We start from the raw sequence: 19,207 nt of genomic DNA on the forward strand, positions 1-19,207 counted from the left end.
ATCACTTCCGCTGCCAGCGATCCCCTGGCTGCAACACGCTGGCAGGCCCTGCCCCATCCAGCCAAGCCCGCGCCTGTGCATCGTCGCGCAGGTAGGCGTCCCAGAACGCGGTGCTCAAGCCCAGGATCACGCGGTAATGGTTGGGGTTGCGCGGCTGCGTGTCGCCGGGCAGCGGGCGGTCGCTGAAGGCAGAGTGCTCGGCACCGTCCAGCACCAAGCCGTACTTGTGGCCGGGCGGCAGCGCGGTGAACACCGCTTGCCGGGTGGCCGGCGTGGCCTCGCCCACCATGCCCTGGTCGTGGGTGCCGGTCATCAGCAGCCAGGGGATGGCCACCTTGTCGAACGGCGCCGCATTGCGTGCGGGCGGCGGGCTGCTGGGGCTCATCGGCAAGGCGGCGCGTATGCGCGCATCGGTGAAGCGGGTCTGGCCGGTGACATCGGTCTGGCCGCTGACGGCCTGTGTCGTGATGGCACCGAACGAATGACCGGACATGCCCACGTGTGCCATGTCCAGCCGCCCGGCCAGGGGATGGCCTGGCGTCTGGTTCCACTGCGTCAATTGATCCAGTACGGCCGGCACGTCCTTCATGCGCAGCAGGGCGTTGCGAATGCTGGCGGCGGACTTCAAAGCCGCCAGGCGCTGCGCTGGCGCCGCCTGTTTCCACACAGCATCGTCGCTGCCCGGGTGCTGCAAGGCCACGGTGACCAGGCCGTGGGCCGACCAGTGCTGGCCCAGGTAGGCATAGCCCTCGCGCGAGCCGCCCAGGCCATGGCTGAACAACACCACGGGCGCTGGCGCGTTGGTGGCCGGCAGGTAGACACGCACCGGGATGTCCCGGTGACGCGTGGCGTCATGCACCGTCAGGTCCAGCGGCGCGGATGGCGCTGCGCTGCTGACGGACATCGGGTCATAAGCGGCAGCGCCGCTCTGCGCCCAGGCACTGTGCACAGACGACAAACCGGCAGCGAGGCACAGTGCGAGCAGAGTCCTTTTCAATGGATTCATCGCGGCAGCAGGTCTTTCAGAATTCGTAGCGCAGCCGCGCCGTCACCATCTTGGAATGCTTGGTGTAGATGGAGCCATAGAGGTACGCGGCCTCGTACCTGAAGTTCTGCCCATTGCCCAGCGGCAGCGTGCCAAAAATCGCCGGGCCGGCGCGGTGCGACTGCTTGTCGCGCGGCGCCCAGTGGCTCCACTCGCCCAGTTCGCCAAAGCCCTGGGCGCCAAACTGGAAACCCGGGCGCCAGCGGTACTTGAGCTGCCACTGGTAGTTCATCTCCGTCGGCTTGGAGCCGTCGTCACCCCCCACATGGCGCTCCAGGAACAGGTTGGCATTGAACTGCAGGCGCGCCGCCAGTTCGGTCTGGAACACCAGGCCAAACTCGATGCCCTTGCCCTCATACGACTCGTTAGCCCACTTGATGTTGCTGTGCAGCGCCAAGTCGAACGGGTACTGCCCCTGCGTCAGCAGGAAGTCGTTCTGCCAGTTGTAGTCGGCCAGCGTGTTGGGCTGGCCGGGGCCACCGATGTAGCTGAGCAGGAACTCGGTGTACCAGCGCTTGGTCACGTTCCAGCCCAGGCCGATTTCGGGCCAGGTGGTGGACGGCGTGCCTGGCTTTTGCTGCACCGCCCAGTAACGGAAGTCCAGCGTGCGCAGGCCTTCGTTGTCGTACACCGACACCAGGTAGTAGCCGGGCGGTGCGCCAGCCAGGGCCGGGCCAGCCGCAAGGGCCAACGGGAGCAAAGCGACGGTCAGTGTCCTCATGCGGAGAATCCCCACCTGCGTTCACGCGGATCCCTCCCTACCCCGGCGCGGCCCACGCGCCGACCGAGGCCCTTCTTAAGCGGTTGGGCGTTCAGTTGCCATGCAGCTTGAAGGGGTTGAAATTGGTGTTCTTGTCGAAATAGTCTTCCTGCTCCTTGCGCTTCAGGAAGTTCACCACCTTGTAGGTCACCGGCGTCATCACCACTTCCCAGCCGGTCTTCAACAGGTACTGCGCCAGAACCACGCTGACCAGCGTCGCCGTGTCCCAGATGCCGTAGAAGGCGATGACGTAGAACAGCGACGAATCCACCGCCTCGCCGACGATGGTGGAGCCTATGGTGCGCGTCCACAGCCACTTGCCTTGCGTCATGACCTTCATCTTGGCCAGCACGTAGCTGTTGACGAAGCTGCCGCACCAGAAGGCGATCATGGAGCCGGCGGCGATGCGCCAGGCGTTGCCAAACACGGCCTCCAGCGCCGGCTGGTAGCTCTTCATGTAGTCGCTGGGGCCGGGTGGCAGGTGCACCACCACCCAGGCCATGAAAGAGGCGAACACCAGCGCGCCAAAACCGGCCCAGACCACGCGGCGGTCACGGCCGTAGCCGTAGACCTCGGTCAGGATGTCGCCAAAGATGTAGCTGATGGGAAAGAACAGCACACCGGCCCCAAACGGCGTCGGTCCCAGCAGCGGCAGGTCCACCACCGCCTGCTTGGCCGCGCCGATGAAGTTGGAGCACAGCAGCACGCAGACAAAGGCCGCCATCACGAAGTCGTAATAGCGGTAGTTGCGCTGGGCGGGCGGCGCGGCGGCGGTGTCGGCAGTCATGTCGTTGTCAGGGGTTGCAGGCCATGGGAATTCGGGCCATTGTGCAGCACGGGGCCGCAGGCAGCGCCACTCAGCCGGAGCCGGCGGCCCGACTGGCCAGCACTTGGTGGCGCCAGCGCAACACCCCCAGCGCGTAAGCCACGTAGTAGCCCGCCAGCATGCCGAAAATGGCCAGCGTCAGCGGGCTGTTGACGAACTGCTGCGCCGGCGCATGACCGGTCGGCATGCCGGCCATGTACATCACGCCAAAGCGGTACAGCATGCGGCCGATGAACAGCGCCGACAGCGCGATGCCGATGTGCGCATTGGGCGTGTAGAAGAAACCTTCTTGCGTGGCTTCAAAGCGCGTCAGCTTCAACCCGTACAGCGCCAAGCCTACGCCGCAGGCCAGGCCAGCGACCATGCCCGCCACACTGAGCAGGCCGTCGTCGTGCAAGGCTGCCGTGGTGCCCAGCAAGAGCAGCAGCAACGGAAAAAACACCACCGTGAACCAGTGGCGCGGTGCGGACGACTTTTGCCGCCCCACCATGCGGCGCACACGCGCATACAGCCGCCAGGCGATCAGCGGCAGCATGACGAGGAAAACCAGGCTGGATGGGTTGGACGGGACGGCCATGCGAGCGGGGAGCGGTCAAAAAATCAACTGCGCGCAAGGATACACGCGGCGACCCGCGCATCCGCCAACTTTACAACCCGCTCACACAGCCCCCAGCGCGCTGTCGGTGGCGACCTACTGAGGCCGCTGCATCTTGCAGCTGGTGGGCTGCTGCGCCGCGGGGGCGCTCAGGGCCTTGACGACGCGAAAGCCGTAACCCGAGCCCTCGACGTCGAACTTCACGCCTGGGCTGCCCTGGCGCTCCATCAACCCCACCACCAGCGGCTGTTGGAACTGGTGGTCAGCCGCGCGCATGGCGCCACCTTGCCCACCCAGGCTGACCTGGGCTTTTTCCAGTTGGGTTGCCACCGCCGTCACGTCGGGGGCCGCCTTACCCTTGGCCACCGCTGGCGCGGCCTCCAGCGCCTGTGCCAGCGCCTCCACCATCAGCTGCATGCGCATGTGCACGTAGTCGTCAGCCGGCTTGGGGAAGCGCGCCTTGAAGGCCTGGTAAAAGGTCTCACTGGCGGCACCCGGCACATTGGGCAGCCAGTCGGCCACCGCCAGCACGCGGCCCACACCGGCGTCGCCAATGGCGGCCGGTGCGCCCAGCGCATTGCCATAGAAGGTGTAGAACTTGCCGTCGAAACCAATCTCGCGTGCGGCCTTGACCAGCAATGTCAAATCATTGCCCCAGTTGCCGGTGACCACCGCCTGCGCGCCGCTGGTCTTGATCTTGGTGGCATAAGGCGAGAAATCTTTCACCCGGCCCAGCGGGTGCAGCTCGTCGCCGACGATGCGGATGTCCGGCCGCAGCTGGGCCAGTTGGCGCTTGGTCTCGGCCGACACAGCCTGCCCAAAGCTGTAGTCCTGTCCCAGGATGTAGACGCTGTTGACCTGTCTGTCGTCCTTCAGCAGCCCCATCAGCGCAGCCAGCCGCATGTCGGCGTGGGCGTCGAAGCGGAAGTGCCAGAAGCTGCATTTCTCATTGGTCAGCACCGGGTCCACGGCCGAATAGTTCAGGTACAGCACACGGTGCTCGGGGTCGCGCTCGTTGTGCTTGTTCACGGCATCCAGCAATGCCGCCGCCGCGCCCGAGCCATTGCCTTGCAGCACGAACTGCGCGCCATCGTCGATGGCGGACTTCAGCGCCGACAGTGTCTCCTCGTTCTGGCCCTTGCTGTCGTAGCGCAGCAGTTGCAGTGGCCTGGCCACGCTGCCACCACCCGGCTGGGCAATCTTCACGCCGCCGCGTGCATTGACACGCTCCACCGCCCACACCAGGTTGCGGAAAACCGCCTCGCCGGTGTTGGCGAAAGGGCCGCTGAGACCGTCGACCATGGCCAGCTTGATGGGGCCCCCCGTCGGCTGCGCGGATGCGGGGAAACCGGCAAAAACCGCGACAGATAACGCCGTCGCAACCAATTTCAAGGCCCGGCGCACAACAATATTCATTTGAAAAAACTCTTGAAAATCAACGACCAACGCACCAGCTTCTGGACATGCGGCGAACAAAGAGGGAGCCGCGAAGTTTACTAGGAGCCACCAACCATGTTTTTCGCCACCACCGCCCCCGCCCTGCGCCGCCAAGCCTACACCCCGGCAACCCGCTCGCTGGAGCGTTTTCTGAACGACGCCCTGACCACCACCCACCAGCGCACGCAAGCCTTCACGCAGGACGACAAGAGCTACACGCTGACGTTTGACGTCCCCGGCGTGACCAAGGAACAACTGAGCATCGGCATTGAAGGCAATGTGGTGCGCGTGGAGTCCAAGGAAGACGCTCCGCGCAAGTACCGCGCCGCCTACGAGTTGCCGCTGGACATCGACACCGGTTCCAGCCAAGCCAAGCTGGAAAACGGCGTGCTGACGCTGACGCTGACCAAGAAGCTGCCGGTCAGCAACGTGGCCCAGCTGACCATCAACTGAGTCCACCCAGCCCCCCAAAGCAAAGCGGCCCCGAAGGGCCGCTTTTTCATGCTCGGAAGGCTCAAACGCCGCTGCGCACGAGGGAGGCCTTCAACACCTCCGCCAGCGTCGCCTGGCTCTCCAGCAGGTGGGCACGTGCCGCCGGGCTCATGGGCTTGCCCTGGGCCGCGCGCAGGCTGGCCAGCAGCCGGGTGGCCTGCTCGCGCTGCAGACTGCGCACGTCGGCCGGGGTGGCCGCGCTGGGGCGTATCAGACCGTTGGCCAGGCGCTTCAGGTGCTCGCGCTGCAGGTTGCGGCGCGCGCCGCTGATGTCGCCACCCGTGGTCAACTCACTCCAGATGGCGGTCTGCAGGCTGCCATACAGCTCATCCAGGGGCAGCGCGTCCTTGGGGCTGCGCACCTTCTCGGCGGTGGACAGCAGGCGCTGCGCCACCGTGTCGGACATCAGTTGGTCCAGCGCGGCGGTCTGCAGGCCCAGCAGGCGCGCCGACACCGTGATGTCGTTGCGGTTGCTGCCGCGCTGCAGGTGGTCCACACCCAAGCGGCTGAGCAGCTCGGGCGAGAAGACAAAGCTCTTGGCGGTGAACAGGCTGTCGGACACCAGTTTGAGCGCCTGGCGCTGCTGCTGCACCGGCACCGGCGTGTAGGTGGCCCGGCCTGTGCCGGCGTGGTCGCGCAGGAAGGTGGTGCCGCCCACGTACTTGGTGGCCAGCGGCACGGTGCGTGCGAACTGGCCAAAGCCGTATTCAAAGCTGCGGCGCAGCGACTCGTAGCTGTCGCCGTCCTTCAACTTGCGCTTTTGCAGCCGGTCCCACAGCTCGCGCGACATGGTCAGGCGCTTTTGCACGTAAACCAACGGCTCGGCGCCCAGGTCGAAGGTGTTGACGGCCGGGTCGGACACCTGGGTACCGCTGGAGTCCTCGTCGGTGCCGTAGGCCAGCAGCGGCTCGGTGGAGCGGCCCGCGATGCGCGCCAGTTCGTCCTTCTCCTTGTCGGCATCTATCGGCTTGTAGGCGTACTCCACCGCCCAGTAGTCGTAGGGCCCCAGGTTGGACATGATGTACTCACCCTGCGGCTCGCCCTTGACGGCCAGGTTGAAGGGGATGTAGTCCATCACCGAACCGGCCAGGCCATTGGCCTGGGTGAAGGCCTTGTCCTGCAGCTGCTTGAGCGTGTAGATGGTGGACGAGCGGAAGTTGTGCCGCAGACCCAGCGTGTGGCCCACCTCGTGCACGATGACGTTCTTCACATAGGCCTGGGCCAGCGCCTCGGCCTGCGGGCTGTCCATGTCCATGTCGCCGCGCGCCTCCAGCAACTCCATGGCGAAACCCATTTCCATCGAGGCTTCCTGCGCGTAGTCGCAACTGCCGTCGTGCCTGTGCGTGGCGCTGCCCGGCTGGTCCTCGGCCACCATGCGGCGTATGCCACGGGCAAACACGTCGGACATGCCGATGTCGGCGTCCAGGATCTCGCCGCTGCGTGCATCCACCTTGGACGGGCCGATGGCAAAGCCCACGTCGGCGCCCACGAACCAGCGAATGGACGCGTGGCGCGCGTCCAGCGTGTCGAAGCTGTCGCTGTCCTGCTGCTGGCGGGCCACCAGCGCATTCTTGAAGCCAATCTTCTCAAACGCCTTGTTCCACTCCAGCACGCCCTCGGTGATGGACTTGCGGTACTTCTGCGGAATGTTCTTGTCCAGCCAGAAGACGATGGGCTGTACCGGCTCGGACACGGCGGCCGCCGGGTCTTTCTTTTCCAGCCGCCAGCGGTTGACGTAGTGGCGCGAGGTCTTGGGCTTGGTGTCCTCGGTGAAGTCCTGGCTGGTGGTGACGAAGTGGCCCACCCGGTCGTCAGCCAGGCGCGCTCGCATGGGCTGCTCGGGCAGCGCCGCGAAGTTGTAGTAGAAGCCGACGAAAAAGCTGCGCGGGTCTGGCGTGGTCGTGGGCGGCGTGGGCACCGGCGTGGTCGGCGGTGTCAGCGGCGGCGCGGCAATGCGGGTGACCGAGAAGTGCGCGTTGACCAGCATGCCGGTCAGCTTGTCCTCCACGTTCAACGGGCCGAAGCTGGTGTTGGGCTTGTCCAGCGCGTAGACCAGACGGTAAGCATTTTCCAGCGCGGTGGTGTAGCCGGCGATGTCGTTGAACAGCAGCGCGCTGGCATCCACCAGCACGCCCTTGCTGTCGGGATGGGGCGCGCTGAGCACGCTGGCGCTGGCCAGCAAGCTGGCGGAAAAAGCCTGGGCCACAGCGCGCGCTTGCGGCGTACCGGGGGTGGCCACATACTCGGTGTTGTTGGCGATCAACTGCACCTGCGAGCCGATCTTGCGGAACTCGGCCTGGTAGCTGCGGCCCATCTGGCTGCCGTACAGGCCGCGCTCACCCAGACCGTTGGCGATGTTGTACGAGAAGAAGAAGGGCTTGCCGAACTGCTCGGGCTTGATCTCCAGCCACACCTTCTCGTCCTTCTGGTACAGCGTGAAGAAGCCCTTGAGCTCCTTGGCGTCCTTGACGATTTCCTTGAACGGGCGCGGCGCCGGGGCCGGTGGCGCCGGTGCGGGTGCCGGGGGCGGCGGCAACACGTTGGGGCCGGGCGCGGCGGTCGTGGGCGCGGGCGCCGGCGTCTGCGCCTGGCTGGTGCCAGCCAGCGCGCACACCAGGGCGGCCAGCCCGATGAGGTTGGAACGGGGGATGCGGGGGGTCGTGCTCTGCTTCACCTGAGTTGTCCTGGACTTATTAAAGTGCGAGAAAAAAAGAAACCGGGGACTGAATCTTAGGGCATGGCCGCTGCGTCCAGAGAGCCCAGCGGCCAGCGCGGCTTGACGTCAAAGGCGTAGGCGGCATTGGCTTGCTGCAGGCCGGATTCCAGCCGCATGGCCGCCGCCATGGCAATCATGGCGCCGTTGTCGGTGCACAGGTGCAACTCGGGGTAGTGCACACGCACGCCCCGGCGTTCGCAGGCGATGTTCAACTGCTCGCGCAGCGACTGGTTGGCGCCCACGCCGCCGGCCACCACCAGGCGTTTGAGCCCGGTGGCTTTCAGAGCCGCCAGTGACTTTTTCAGCAGCACTTCCACGATGGCAGCCTGGGTGGATGCGGCCAGGTCGTTCAGCACCTGGTGTGGCAGCACATCCAACGGGGCCGGTGGCAAAGAAAAGCTACCGGTGCCCGACGGCGCGGGGGCATCGGCACCCAGCTGGCTGGCCATCAGTTTCTTGGTCTGCACCAGCACGGCTGTCTTCAGGCCGGCGAAGGAAAAATCCAGGTTCCCGCTGTGCAGCAACGGCCGCGGCAGCTTGTAAGCCTCGGGATTGCCGCCATGGGCCAGCCGCGCCAGCGCCGGCCCGCCGGGGTAGCCCAGGCCCATCAGCTTGGCGGATTTGTCGAAGGCCTCGCCGGCCGCGTCGTCAATGGTTTCGCCCAGCATCTCATAGCGGCCCACGCCATCCACCCGCATCAGCTGGGTGTGGCCGCCGGACACCAGCAACGCGACGAAGGGAAACTCGGGCGGATCGATGCTCAGGAAAGGCGACAGCAAATGCCCTTCCAGGTGGTGCACGCCCAGCACCGGCTTGCCCAAGGCGGCACCCAGGGCGCAGGCCACACCGGCACCCACCAGCAACGCGCCGGCCAGACCAGGCCCGCGGGTGTAGGCCACCACATCCACCTCGGTCAGCGCGCGGCCGGATTCCTGCATCACCTGCTCGGTCAGCGGCAGCACGCGGCGTATGTGGTCGCGGCTGGCCAGCTCGGGCACCACGCCACCATAGGCCTGGTGCATGGTGATCTGGCTGTGCAGCGCGTGCGCCAACAGCGTCGGCACACCATGGCCTTGCCCTTGCACCAGCGCCACGCCGGTTTCGTCACAGGAGGATTCGATGCCCAACACCAACAAGCTGTCCATACCTCAAGTGTAGGGGACGGCCCCACACCCCTGCGCGAGCGTTCTCAAGGGCTTGTGCACAATCAGACCATGACGGAATTGACGGAAAACGACATTGCTGACCTGGAGCGCGCCACGCTGGACGCCGTCTCGCCGCAGGCGGTGGAAGCACTGGACGGCTGGCTGCTGCCGTTTGACGACAGCACCATCGGCCGCGCCAAAAGTGCGGTGCCGCTGCGCCACCAAGGGCTGGCCCCCGAGGTGCTGGCCGAGATTGCCCAGCGCTACGCCGCACGCGGCCTGCCGCCGGCTTTCCGCGTGGCCGACCTGCCAGGCCTGGCGCCGTTGCACGCCGAACTGGCGCGCCTGGGCTTCCATGCCGAACAGCCCACGCTGGTGCAGGTGGGCAGCGTGGACGCCATGCGCCAGGTCAGCCGGGGCGAGCCGGCCGCAGTCCGCGACAGGCCCTACCCGGCCTGGGCCGCCGTGTACACCGCGCCGGGCTTCGACGCCGTGGACGGTGCCAGCCGCGTGCAGGTGCTGAGCCGTGCCGGTGATGCGGCCTATGCCAGCGTGGTGGATGCCACAGGCCTGCCGCTGGCCGCCGGCATCGCCGCCTTTGGCTTCGGCTGGGCCAGCGTGCACGGCATGCGCACGGTGCTGGCGCAGCGCGGCCGTGGCCTGGCCGGGCGCCTGTTGGGCGGGCTGGCTGACGCGGCGCTGGCGCGCGGGCTGCACCGGGTGTTTTTGCAGGTGGAAGAGGACAACACCTCCGCGTTGGCGCTGTACCAGCGCGCCGGGTTCAGCACCGTCTGGCGTTACCGCTACTGGCGCAAGGCCTGAGTGGCACCAGCGACCCGACCCGGCGGATGCGCAGCGCATCGCGCTGCCCGACATAGGCGCGCTCTATGGCGTCAGCCTGGTGATGAAGGGCGGCACGCTGTACCGGCGGCCCTGAGCCGAGCCCATGATGCGCCACCCGGACCGGGTGAGCGCTCTAAAACCAGCGCTGAAGCGACTGGTTGGCGCGATTCTTGCGCAAACAGCGCATGTCCGAACCGCTGCGCATCGTCGTCATCTCGCCCGACCTGGCCGTCAGCGACCCGGGCGACAGCTACGCGCTCACCCAGGCCGAGCGCTCGCGCAGCCTGCGCATAGGCCTGCTGGAAAACGGCTTCAACCTGGTGGCCTCGCTGCCGGCTGACGTGTTCCTGACCGAGCGGCTGGCACAGCTGGCGCCAGACATCATCATCGTCGACGCCGAAAGCGAGGCGCGCGACGCGCTGGAGCACGTGGTGATGGCCACGCGCGACGCCCGCCGCCCCATCGTGATGTTCACCAACGACGGCGCCAAGCAGACGGTGGACGCCGCCATGGACGCCGGCGTGACCGCCTATGTGGTGGCCGGCCTGTCCAGCGAGCGCATACGCCCCATCCTGGACGTGGCGCTGGCGCGCTTCCAGCACGAGGAGCGGTTGCGCCAGGAACTGGCCGCCACCCGCACCGAGTTGCAGGAACAAAGCCAGGAACTGCGCGAACTGAATGCCACGCTGAACGACCGCAAGCTGATCGAGCGCGCCAAAGGCGTGCTGATGCACAGCCAAGGGCTGAGCGAGCAGCAGGCCCATGACAAGCTGCGCAAGACCGCGATGAACAAGAACCTGCGGCTGGTGGACGTGGCCCAGCGGGTGCTGGATTTGTCGGACCTGTGGGGCTGAGTCTGCACGGCGGTTGACAGCGCGCAACGGGCCGGAATGGTGCGATGCACAAAATCAGTGCAGCGACGGGCTTTTGACGGGCTACCGGCCCGAATCGCCCGGGAACCGCCTGAGACCATCGGCCGGCGGTACTTCGACGCTACAATTTTTATAGCGAATCGCGAGCAATCCGTGTTGGCACGTGCCTTGCATAGAACCTGACAAGGCTTGAGAAAGCCATGCACACCCGGGTCCAAAGACGGGCTGGGGTGCGCAAAAGGACAAAGGCGTCCCCATCGGTTGGTTGTGCTTTTCCGTCGCGGAAAGGGCGTAACTGACGATGCGGGCGCCTTTTTGTTTTTCCGGCTTTCTCGTGCGATCGCTTTTTCCATTCCACCGAGGATTTTTGCCATGACCGATCTTCTGAAAACCAGACTCTCCCGACGAGCCATCCTGCAGACGGCCGCCGTGGGTGCCGTGGGCATCAACCCGGCGCTGCGCGCCGCGGTCTACGCGGCCGGCTCCGACAAGCCGGAGAAGGAGGAGGTCAAGATCGGCTTCATCCCGCTGACCGACTGCGCCAGCGTGGTGATGGCCTCGGTGCTGGGCATCGACAAGAAATACGGCGTCAAGATCATCCCCAGCAAGGAAGCCAGCTGGGCCGGCGTGCGCGACAAGCTGGTCAATGGCGAACTGGACTTTGCCCACGTGCTCTACGGGCTGATCTATGGCGTGCACCTGGGCGTCAGCGGCCCGAAGAAAGACATGGCCATCCTGATGACGCTGAACAACAACGGCCAGGCCATCACGCTGTCCAAGAAACTGGCCGACAAGGGCGCCGTGGATGGCGCCGGCCTGGCCAAGCTGATGAAGGCGGAAAAGCGCGAGTACACCTTCGCGCAGACCTTTCCCACCGGCACCCACGCGATGTGGCTGTATTACTGGATGGCGGCCAATGGCATCAACCCGATGACCGACGCCAAGGTGATCACCGTGCCGCCGCCGCAGATGGTGGCCAATATGCGGGTGGGCAACATGGACGGCTACTGCGTGGGCGAGCCCTGGGGCCACCGCGCGATTGCCGATGGCATTGGCATCACCGCCATCACCACTCAGGACATCTGGAAAGACCACCCGGAGAAGGTGCTGGGCACCACCGGCGAGTTCGTCAAGAAATACCCCAACACCGCACGCGCCGTCACCGCCGCCATCCTGGAAGCCGGCAAGTGGATTGACGCCGGCCTGCAGAACAAGTTGAAGATGGCCGACACGGTGGCCGACAAGTCCTACGTCAACACCAGCGTGGACGTGATCAACCAGCGCATCCTGGGCCGCTACCAGAACGGCCTGGGCAAGACCTGGGACGACCCCAACTACATGAAGTTCTACAACGACGGCGCGGTGACCTTCCCCTGGCTGTCCGACGGCATGTGGTTCCTGACGCAGCACAAGCGCTGGGGCCTGATCAAGGACCACCCCGATTACCTGGCGGTGGCCAAGCAGATCAACCAGATCGACATCTACAAGCAGGCCGCCGCTGCCTCCGGCACACCGGTGCCGAAGGACGTACTGCGCACCTCCAAGCTGATGGACGGCGTGGTGTGGGACGGCAAGGACCCGAAGAAGTACGCCGACAGCTTCAAGGTCAAAGCCTGAGAACTTGCGGGACAGACCACACATTGCGCAGCAATTTGCTCTGTCTTCAATGGATTGTAGAAACTAGGAGCCCGCCATGGTCAGCGCCGTTTTTCACACCCCCCTGGAGCCCACTGCCGTGGGCGCACCACCCACCCGTGCGGCCAAGACCGCCATGCACAACATCGCGTTCAGCCTGCCAGCGGCCGCCAATGAGCCGGTGGCACCCGCCCTGGCCCCTGCGKACACCACGCGTGTGCCCATAGACTGGCGCGAGTGGGCGCTGAAGGTGATCCCGCCGCTGCTGGGCCTGGGCCTGCTGGTGGGCATCTGGGCGTTGGTATCGCTGGGCACCAGCAGTTCCATCCCGTCGCCTGCAGAAACCTTCAAGCAGGCGGTGCAGGTGTTCAGCGACCCGTTCTATCAAAAGGGTCCCAACGACCAGGGCGTGGGCTGGAACATCCTCAGTTCGTTGAAGCGCGTGGCCATGGGCTTCGGCCTGGCGGCGCTGGTGGGCATTCCGGCCGGCTTCCTGATTGGCCGCTTCACCTTCCTGAGCCGCATGTTCAACCCGCTGATCAGCCTGCTGCGTCCGGTGTCGCCACTGGCCTGGCTGCCGATTGGCCTGCTGGTGTTCAAGGGCGCCAACCCGGCTGCCATCTGGACCATCTTCATCTGCTCGATCTGGCCCATGGTGATCAACACCGCGGTGGGCGTGCAGCGGGTGCCGCAGGACTACATGAACGTGGCCCGGGTACTGAACCTGTCGGAATGGAAGATCGTCACCAAGATCTTGTTCCCCGCCACGCTGCCCTACATGCTGACCGGCGTGCGCCTGGCGGTGGGCACAGCCTGGCTGGTGATCGTGGCGGCCGAGATGCTGACCGGCGGCGTGGGCATAGGCTTCTGGGTCTGGGACGAGTGGAACAACCTGAACGTCAAGAACATCATCATCGCCATCTTCGTCATCGGCATCGTGGGGCTGGTGCTGGAGCATGCGCTGATCAAGCTGGCGACCGCATTCACGTTTGAAGAGGTGAAATCATGAACGACACGTCCAAATTCATCGAGATCACGGGTGTTGAGCAGGTGTTCAAGACGCGCAAAGGCCCGTTCCAGGCGCTGCGCGACATCCACCTGAACGTGGCCAAGGGCGAGTTCGTCACGCTGATCGGCCACTCGGGTTGCGGCAAGTCCACGTTGCTGAACCTGATCGCCGGGCTCACCATGCCCACGGCCGGCTCGCTGATCTGCGCCAACCGCGAGATCGCCGGCCCCGGTCCGGAGCGCGCGGTGGTGTTCCAGAACCACTCGCTGCTGCCCTGGCTGACCTGCTTCGAAAACGTCTACCTGGGCGTGGAACGCGTGTTTGGCGCCGGCGGCAAGAGCACCGGCGCAGCGGCGGAAAACAAGGCGCAGCTGAAGGCCCGCACCGATGACGTGCTGGCCATGGTGGGCCTGACCGCCGCCGCGCACAAACGCCCGGGCGAAATCTCCGGCGGCATGAAGCAGCGCGTGGGCATTGCCCGGGCGCTGGCCATGGAGCCCAAGGTGCTGCTGATGGACGAGCCCTTCGGCGCGCTGGACGCGCTGACGCGCGCCAAGCTGCAGGACGAGCTGCTGGCCATCGTGCAGAAGACCCACAGCACGGTGGTGATGGTGACGCACGATGTGGACGAGGCGGTGCTGTTGTCCGACCGCATCGTGATGCTGACCAATGGCCCGGCCGCCACCATCGGCGAGATCCTGCCAGTCGACATCCCGCGCCCGCGCGACCGCGTGGCGCTGGCCGAGGATCCGTATTACGTGCACTGTCGCAAGGCGGTGATTGATTTCCTGTACACGCGGCAGTCGCACGTGGAAAAGCAGGCCGCCTGAGGCTTGGCGCAACCGCACGGCAACCTTGCGGCCACCGGGCTCCGGCGCGCATGAACCCGGTGCGCTGAAAATATTTGGCGGGCTTTAACCCCGCGCGACCTGCTGGGCCGTGAAACCCTCGTCCAACACACTGAACGAGGTTGTCATGTCCCTGTCCAGCATTCTTCACCCGTTACGCCACTTACGCCACCTGGCCCCCCTGGCCTGTACCGCCGCGCTCGGCCTGGCCGCACTGGGCGCCCTGGCCCAGACCGCGCCACCCCCGCTGGCCATCAGCCCACCGCCCCCCACCTGGCGGCCCACGGCCATCACCAGCAACTTCGCACAAGGCCAGCCCATCCAGTTGCGCGAGGCGCGCGTGCTGGTGCAACTGATGGACGACCAGGCGCAGACACGGGTGGAACTGCGGCTGTACAACCCCAACCCGCGCGTGCTGGAGGGCGAACTGCAGTTTCCGCTGCTGGACGGCCAGGTGGTGACCGGCTTCGCGCTGGACGTCAACGGCCGGCTGCGCGACGCGGTGCCGGTGCCCAAGGCGCGCGGGCAAGAGATCTTTGAGGACATCCGGCGCCGCCGGGTGGACCCCGGCCTGCTGGAAGCCACCGCCAACAACCAGTACAAGCTGCGCGTGTACCCGATTCCTGCCCAGGGCGAGCGACGCGTGGCCATCACGCTGACCGAGACACTGCCGCGCCAGGCCAACGGCAGCGCGCTGCTGCGCCTGCCACTGGCCTTTGCCGCCAGCGTGGGCCACCTGGAAGTGCTGGTGCAGGCCCCCGGCCTCAGCCGCCAGGACGCGCATGCCCTGCAGGTGCCGGCGGACGCGCGCTGGCAATGGGACGGCCAGGGCATGACGCTGAGCCTGCAGCGCGACAACTGGCTGGCCCCCACCGGCACACTGGGCTGGCTGCAATTGGCGCTGCGCCAGCCGGCCAAACCGCAATGGTTGGTGGGGGAGTCCGCCGGCCAGCACTTCTTTGCCGGCCAATTCCTTGTCCACGGCGAGCCCGTGCAACGCCCCACCCCGCGCCACATCGCGCTGGTGTGGGACGCCTCGGGCTCGGCCGCCACGCAAACGCGCGTGCTGCCGGTGCTGGAGGCGTATTTCCGCACGCTGCGCCAGCCTGTGAAGCTCAGCTTGCTGGTGATGCGCAACCGCCCCGAGCCGGTGCGCAGCCTGACCGTGGCGCCCGGCGGCTTTGCCGCGCTGGCCGAACAACTGCGCAGCGAACCGCTGGACGGTTCCAGCAACTTTGACGACCTTCCCATCCCCGCGGACGTGGACACCACGCTGATGGTCACCGACGGCCTGATGACCGATGGCCACCGGTTGATCAACTACACCGCCCGGGCGCCGCTGTTCGTCATCAATGGCGCTGCCAGCGCCGACCTGCCACGGCTGCGCCGCCTGGCCGAGCGCAGCGGCGGCGAGCTGATAGACGCCACGCAAGTGAGCCCCGACGAAGCCGCGCGCGCGATGCACCGGGACGGCTGGCGCATCAGCGCCATCAGCAGCCTGTCGGCACGCAACCTGGTGGCGCCCTCGTTGCGGGTGCAGCAGGGCCGCATCGCGCTGGCGGGTGAATTGCTGGAGCGGGAAGCGCGCATAGACATCACGCTGAGCCAGGCCGGCGGACGCACCCGCACCGTCAGCGTCACGGTGGACGGCAGCCGGCCCCAGGCCAGCCGTTGGCCGGCCCAACAATGGGCGCTGTGGCGCAGTGCCGAACTGGCGGACAACCCCAGCCTGCACAGCACGGAGCTGGCCACCATCGCCGCGCGCCATGGCATCGTGGGGCCGAACAGTTCGCTGATCGTGCTGGAACTGGCGGCAGACTATGCCCGCTTTGACCTGCCCGCCCCGCCCGAGCTGGCCGACGAGGTGGCGCGGCTGGGCCAGTTGCGCCAGGCCAGCATGGCGCAGCAGCAGCGCGCCCATCTGGAGAACATCGCACGCCAGTTCGCGCAGCGGCAAGGCTGGTGGGACAAGGCCTTTGCCAAAGATGCGCCACCGAAACGTGAGCCGGCGCTGCAGATTTCCGGCGGCCTGGGCAACACCTTGGCGGCACCGGCCGCAATGTCGGAACTGAGGGCGCAGCGCGAGTCCGCCAGCATGGCCGGCAGCGACCGGGCGGCCAAGTCCGCCGAGATGCGCCAGGACGTGCGAGGCGCGCCGGCCATGCCGCCCCCGGTACCCGCCCCCGCGATGGCCCCGCCGGCGCAAGCCGCCCCCATGGCCAAGGCCCGGGCTGCCGACGCCACCGGCGCCGCCTCCGCCAGCATCGCGCTGCAAGCCTGGAGCCCGGATGTGCCGTACCTGAAGCGGCTGCAAGCTGCCCCCCAAGCCCAGCTCTACCGCATCTACCTGGACGAGCGCCAAATGCACGCCAACAGCAGCGCCTTCTACCTGGATGTGGCCGGCCTGCTCCTGGAGCGCGACCTGCCTGAGCTGGGCTTGCGCGTGCTGTCCAACCTGGCCGAGATGAACCTGGAAAACCGCCAGTTGCTGCGCCTGTATGCCTACCGCCTGCAACAGGCCCGCCACCCCGAGCTGGCGCTGCCGGTGTTCGAGCGCATCAGCGTGCTGGCACCCAACGAGCCGCAATCCTGGCGTGACCTGGGCCTGGCGCTGGCCGACTGCGGCCAGCCGCAGCAGGCGGTCAACGCGCTGTGGCAGGTGGTGTCGCGCCCCTGGGACGGCCGCTTTACCGGCGTGCACATGATCGCGCTGGCCGAGCTGAACGCCATCGCCGCCCAGCAACAAGGCCAGGGCCGCCCGCTGGACCTGAATCAGGTCGACAGCCGGCTGCGCCGCAACCTGCCGCTGGACCTGCGCGTGGTGATGGCCTGGGACACCGACGAAACCGATGTGGACCTGTGGGTGACCGACCCTAACGGCGAAAAAGCCTTCTACGGCCACCGCCTCAGCTACCAGGGCGGCGCCATGAGCCCCGACGCCACCGGTGGCTACGGCCCCGAAGAGTTCGCACTGAAAGAGGCCAAACCCGGCAAGTACGGGGTGCAGGCCCAGTTCTACGGCAACCGCCAGCAGGTGCTGTCGGCCGGCACCACGGTGATGGTGCGCATCACCACCGGCTTTGGCACCCCGCAGGCGCGCGACGAGTGGGTCAGCCTGCGGTTGACGGCCGGCCAGGAGGTGGCCAAGGTGGCTGAGGTGGAGGTGAAGTGAGCGCCAATCCGCCGAAAGCTTGTATATGGATATGACCGAAAGTCATCAAGCTTCCCGCACAATCGGGCATGGGCATCAGCCACTACATCAAGGAAATCGGCCGCGGCAAGGAAGGCGCGCGCGCACTGACGCGTGAGCATGCAGCTGACCTGTTTGGCCAGGTGCTGGATGGCGCCGTCACCGACCTGGAGATCGGCGCCTTCTGCCTGGCCATGCGGATCAAGGGTGAAACGCCACAGGAGATGGCCGGTTTCCTGGATGCCACCCACCAGCGGCTGGCACGTGTGCCTACCAGTGGTCAGCCAGTGGTGGTCATCCCCAGTTACAACGGCGCGCGCAAGCTGCCGGTGCTGACACCTTTGCTGGCACAGCTGCTGGCACGCCAAGGGGTTCCGGTGCTGGTGCACGGCGTGGCCACCGAATCCACCCGCGTCTACACCTCTGCCGTGCTGGAAGCCTTGGACGTGCCGGTGCTGAAGACCCCGAGCGCCGTCGCCGCCGGCCAAGTGGCCTTTGTGCCCACCGCCGTGTTGCATGGCGGCCTGCAACGGCTGCTGGACGTGCGCCGCACCGTGGGCCTGCGCAACCCGGCGCACAGCCTGGTCAAGCTGATGAACCCCTGCGACGGTGAGGCACTGGTCATCAGCAGTTACACGCACCCGGAATACGCGCTGTCCATGGCGGCCACCTTCGAGCTGATGCAGTCCAACGCCCTGCTACTGCGCGGCACCGAGGGCGAGGCGGTGGCCGATGCGCGCCGCCTGCCGCAGATGGAAGGTTTCTTGCGCGGTCAGCGCAGCCTGCTGCAAGAGGCGCAAGCCGGCAGCCTGGCGCAACTGCCCGATCTGCCCAAGACGACTGATGCCGCCACCACGGCACAGTACGTGCGCAACGTGCTGGCCGGCAATACCCCTGTGCCAGCACCGATTGCCAGGCAGGTGGAACATATCTTGCATATGCTCAAGCAGCTATGAACCACCCCACCCATCCCCGCACAAACCTGGGCAGTTGCACCCTGGTGGGCGCTGGCCCGGGCGATCCCGAGCTGCTGACGCTGAAGGCCGTCCGGGCCATCCAGGCCGCCACGGTGTTGCTGGTGGACGACCTGGTCAGCGAAGAGATCGTGGCACTGGCCTCGCCCACGGCCCGGGTTGTACGGGTGGGCAAGCGTGGCGGCTGCAAGTCCACGCCGCAGGCCTTCATCGACAAGCTGATGCTGATGGCCGCGCAGGAAGGTGAAACCGTGGTGCGGCTGAAGGGTGGCGACCCCTTCATCTTCGGCCGCGGCGGCGAAGAGATGGAAGCACTGCGCGCCGCCGGCATACCGGTGGGCGTGGTCAACGGCATCACCTCTGGCCTGGCGGCGGTCAGCGCCCTGGGCGTGCCGTTGACGCACCGCGCGCATGCGCGCGGCGTGGTCTTCGTCACCGGCCATGCCAAGCCCGGCGCCGACGACACCGACTGGCGCACACTGGCCGCCGCCGCCCACAGCGCGCGCCTGACCCTGGTCATCTACATGGGTGTGGCCGGTGCCCAGCGCATCCAGGACGAGCTGCTGACCGGCCTGCCCGGCGACACGCCGGTGGCCGTGGTGCACAACGCCAGCCTGCCCTCGCAGCGCCACATCGTCAGCAGCCTGCGGCACCTGCAGCGCGACCTGGCGCTGTCGCAATTGGCCAGCCCCAGCATCATCGTCGTCGGCGACGTGCTGCGCGGCCTGGCGGCTGCCACCGGCGAGTTCGATCAGGCCGAAGCACAGCGCCTCACCGGCTAGGTGAGCCCCCCACCAGCAGTTGCCGCGCCAGACCCACG

At 66.7% G+C, this 19,207-nt stretch carries 16 protein-coding genes; 9 read left to right on the top strand and 7 right to left on the bottom strand.

Features of this window, described 5'->3' with window-relative positions; genetic code table 11:
- Position 1 precedes the first annotated feature (1 nt).
- The 5 genes from AC1DX2_RS10075 to AC1DX2_RS10095 form a co-directional block, all read right to left on the bottom strand.
- Positions 2–904 (bottom strand): alpha/beta hydrolase family protein, encoded by a 903-nt coding sequence (locus AC1DX2_RS10075; RefSeq protein WP_477196202.1) that lies wholly within the window; start codon positions 902–904, stop codon positions 2–4.
- Between the two features lie 118 nt (positions 905–1,022).
- Positions 1,023–1,766: a hypothetical protein gene (locus tag AC1DX2_RS10080; RefSeq protein ID WP_477196203.1), complete on the bottom strand. Its 744-nt coding sequence runs from the start codon at positions 1,764–1,766 to the stop codon at positions 1,023–1,025.
- Positions 1,767–1,857: 91 nt separating this feature from the next.
- The gene (locus tag AC1DX2_RS10085; RefSeq protein ID WP_477196204.1) at positions 1,858–2,592 is read right to left on the bottom strand and encodes a queuosine precursor transporter; all 735 of its coding nucleotides are present in this window, start codon (positions 2,590–2,592) and stop codon (positions 1,858–1,860) included.
- A gap of 70 nt (positions 2,593–2,662) precedes the next feature.
- Positions 2,663–3,208: a CcdC protein domain-containing protein gene (locus AC1DX2_RS10090; RefSeq protein WP_477196205.1), complete on the bottom strand. Its 546-nt coding sequence runs from the start codon at positions 3,206–3,208 to the stop codon at positions 2,663–2,665.
- A gap of 114 nt (positions 3,209–3,322) precedes the next feature.
- Positions 3,323–4,642, bottom strand: coding sequence for a branched-chain amino acid ABC transporter substrate-binding protein (locus tag AC1DX2_RS10095; RefSeq protein ID WP_477196206.1), 1,320 nt, complete (start codon positions 4,640–4,642; stop codon positions 3,323–3,325).
- Between the two features lie 96 nt (positions 4,643–4,738).
- On the opposite strand from AC1DX2_RS10095, the gene AC1DX2_RS10100 reads away from it, so the two are divergent.
- Entirely contained in the window at positions 4,739–5,116 is a 378-nt protein-coding gene (locus tag AC1DX2_RS10100; protein WP_477196207.1) for an Hsp20/alpha crystallin family protein, read from the top strand.
- A gap of 61 nt (positions 5,117–5,177) precedes the next feature.
- Here the strand turns inward: AC1DX2_RS10100 and AC1DX2_RS10105 are convergent, their stop codons facing one another.
- Complete coding sequence (locus tag AC1DX2_RS10105) at positions 5,178–7,829, bottom strand: zinc-dependent metalloprotease (RefSeq protein WP_477196208.1); 2,652 nt, start codon at positions 7,827–7,829, stop codon at positions 5,178–5,180.
- Positions 7,830–7,885: 56 nt separating this feature from the next.
- Entirely contained in the window at positions 7,886–9,007 is a 1,122-nt protein-coding gene (tsaD, locus tag AC1DX2_RS10110; RefSeq protein WP_477196666.1) for a tRNA (adenosine(37)-N6)-threonylcarbamoyltransferase complex transferase subunit TsaD, read from the bottom strand.
- Between the two features lie 78 nt (positions 9,008–9,085).
- Here tsaD and AC1DX2_RS10115 point away from each other — a divergent pair, with 78 nt between their 5' ends.
- From AC1DX2_RS10115 to cobA, 8 genes are all read left to right on the top strand, one after another.
- Complete coding sequence (locus AC1DX2_RS10115; RefSeq protein ID WP_477196209.1) at positions 9,086–9,838, top strand: GNAT family N-acetyltransferase; 753 nt, start codon at positions 9,086–9,088, stop codon at positions 9,836–9,838.
- Between the two features lie 206 nt (positions 9,839–10,044).
- Positions 10,045–10,713, top strand: coding sequence for an ANTAR domain-containing response regulator (locus AC1DX2_RS10120; RefSeq protein ID WP_477196210.1), 669 nt, complete (start codon positions 10,045–10,047; stop codon positions 10,711–10,713).
- 390 nt (positions 10,714–11,103) lie between these two features.
- Positions 11,104–12,348: a CmpA/NrtA family ABC transporter substrate-binding protein gene (locus AC1DX2_RS10125; protein ID WP_477196211.1), complete on the top strand. Its 1,245-nt coding sequence runs from the start codon at positions 11,104–11,106 to the stop codon at positions 12,346–12,348.
- 76 nt (positions 12,349–12,424) lie between these two features.
- Complete coding sequence (ntrB, locus tag AC1DX2_RS10130) at positions 12,425–13,375, top strand: nitrate ABC transporter permease (RefSeq protein ID WP_477196212.1); 951 nt, start codon at positions 12,425–12,427, stop codon at positions 13,373–13,375.
- Positions 13,372–14,205: an ABC transporter ATP-binding protein gene (locus AC1DX2_RS10135; RefSeq protein ID WP_477196213.1), complete on the top strand. Its 834-nt coding sequence runs from the start codon at positions 13,372–13,374 to the stop codon at positions 14,203–14,205. The genes ntrB and AC1DX2_RS10135 overlap by 4 nt, the downstream gene beginning before the upstream one ends.
- 145 nt (positions 14,206–14,350) lie before the next feature.
- Positions 14,351–17,395: a VIT domain-containing protein gene (locus AC1DX2_RS10140; RefSeq protein WP_477196214.1), complete on the top strand. Its 3,045-nt coding sequence runs from the start codon at positions 14,351–14,353 to the stop codon at positions 17,393–17,395.
- A gap of 68 nt (positions 17,396–17,463) precedes the next feature.
- Positions 17,464–18,369 carry a DNA-binding protein YbiB gene (gene ybiB / locus AC1DX2_RS10145; RefSeq protein WP_477196215.1) on the top strand — a complete coding sequence of 302 codons (906 nt, stop codon included), beginning with the start codon at positions 17,464–17,466 and terminating at the stop codon, positions 18,367–18,369.
- On the top strand, positions 18,366–19,169 hold the full coding sequence (gene cobA / locus AC1DX2_RS10150; RefSeq protein WP_477196216.1) for a uroporphyrinogen-III C-methyltransferase: 804 nt from the start codon (positions 18,366–18,368) through the stop codon (positions 19,167–19,169). The genes ybiB and cobA overlap by 4 nt, the downstream gene beginning before the upstream one ends.
- The last annotated feature ends 38 nt before the right edge of the window (positions 19,170–19,207 follow it).

It is taken from the genome of Hylemonella sp. P2_B10 (genome assembly GCF_056404875.1).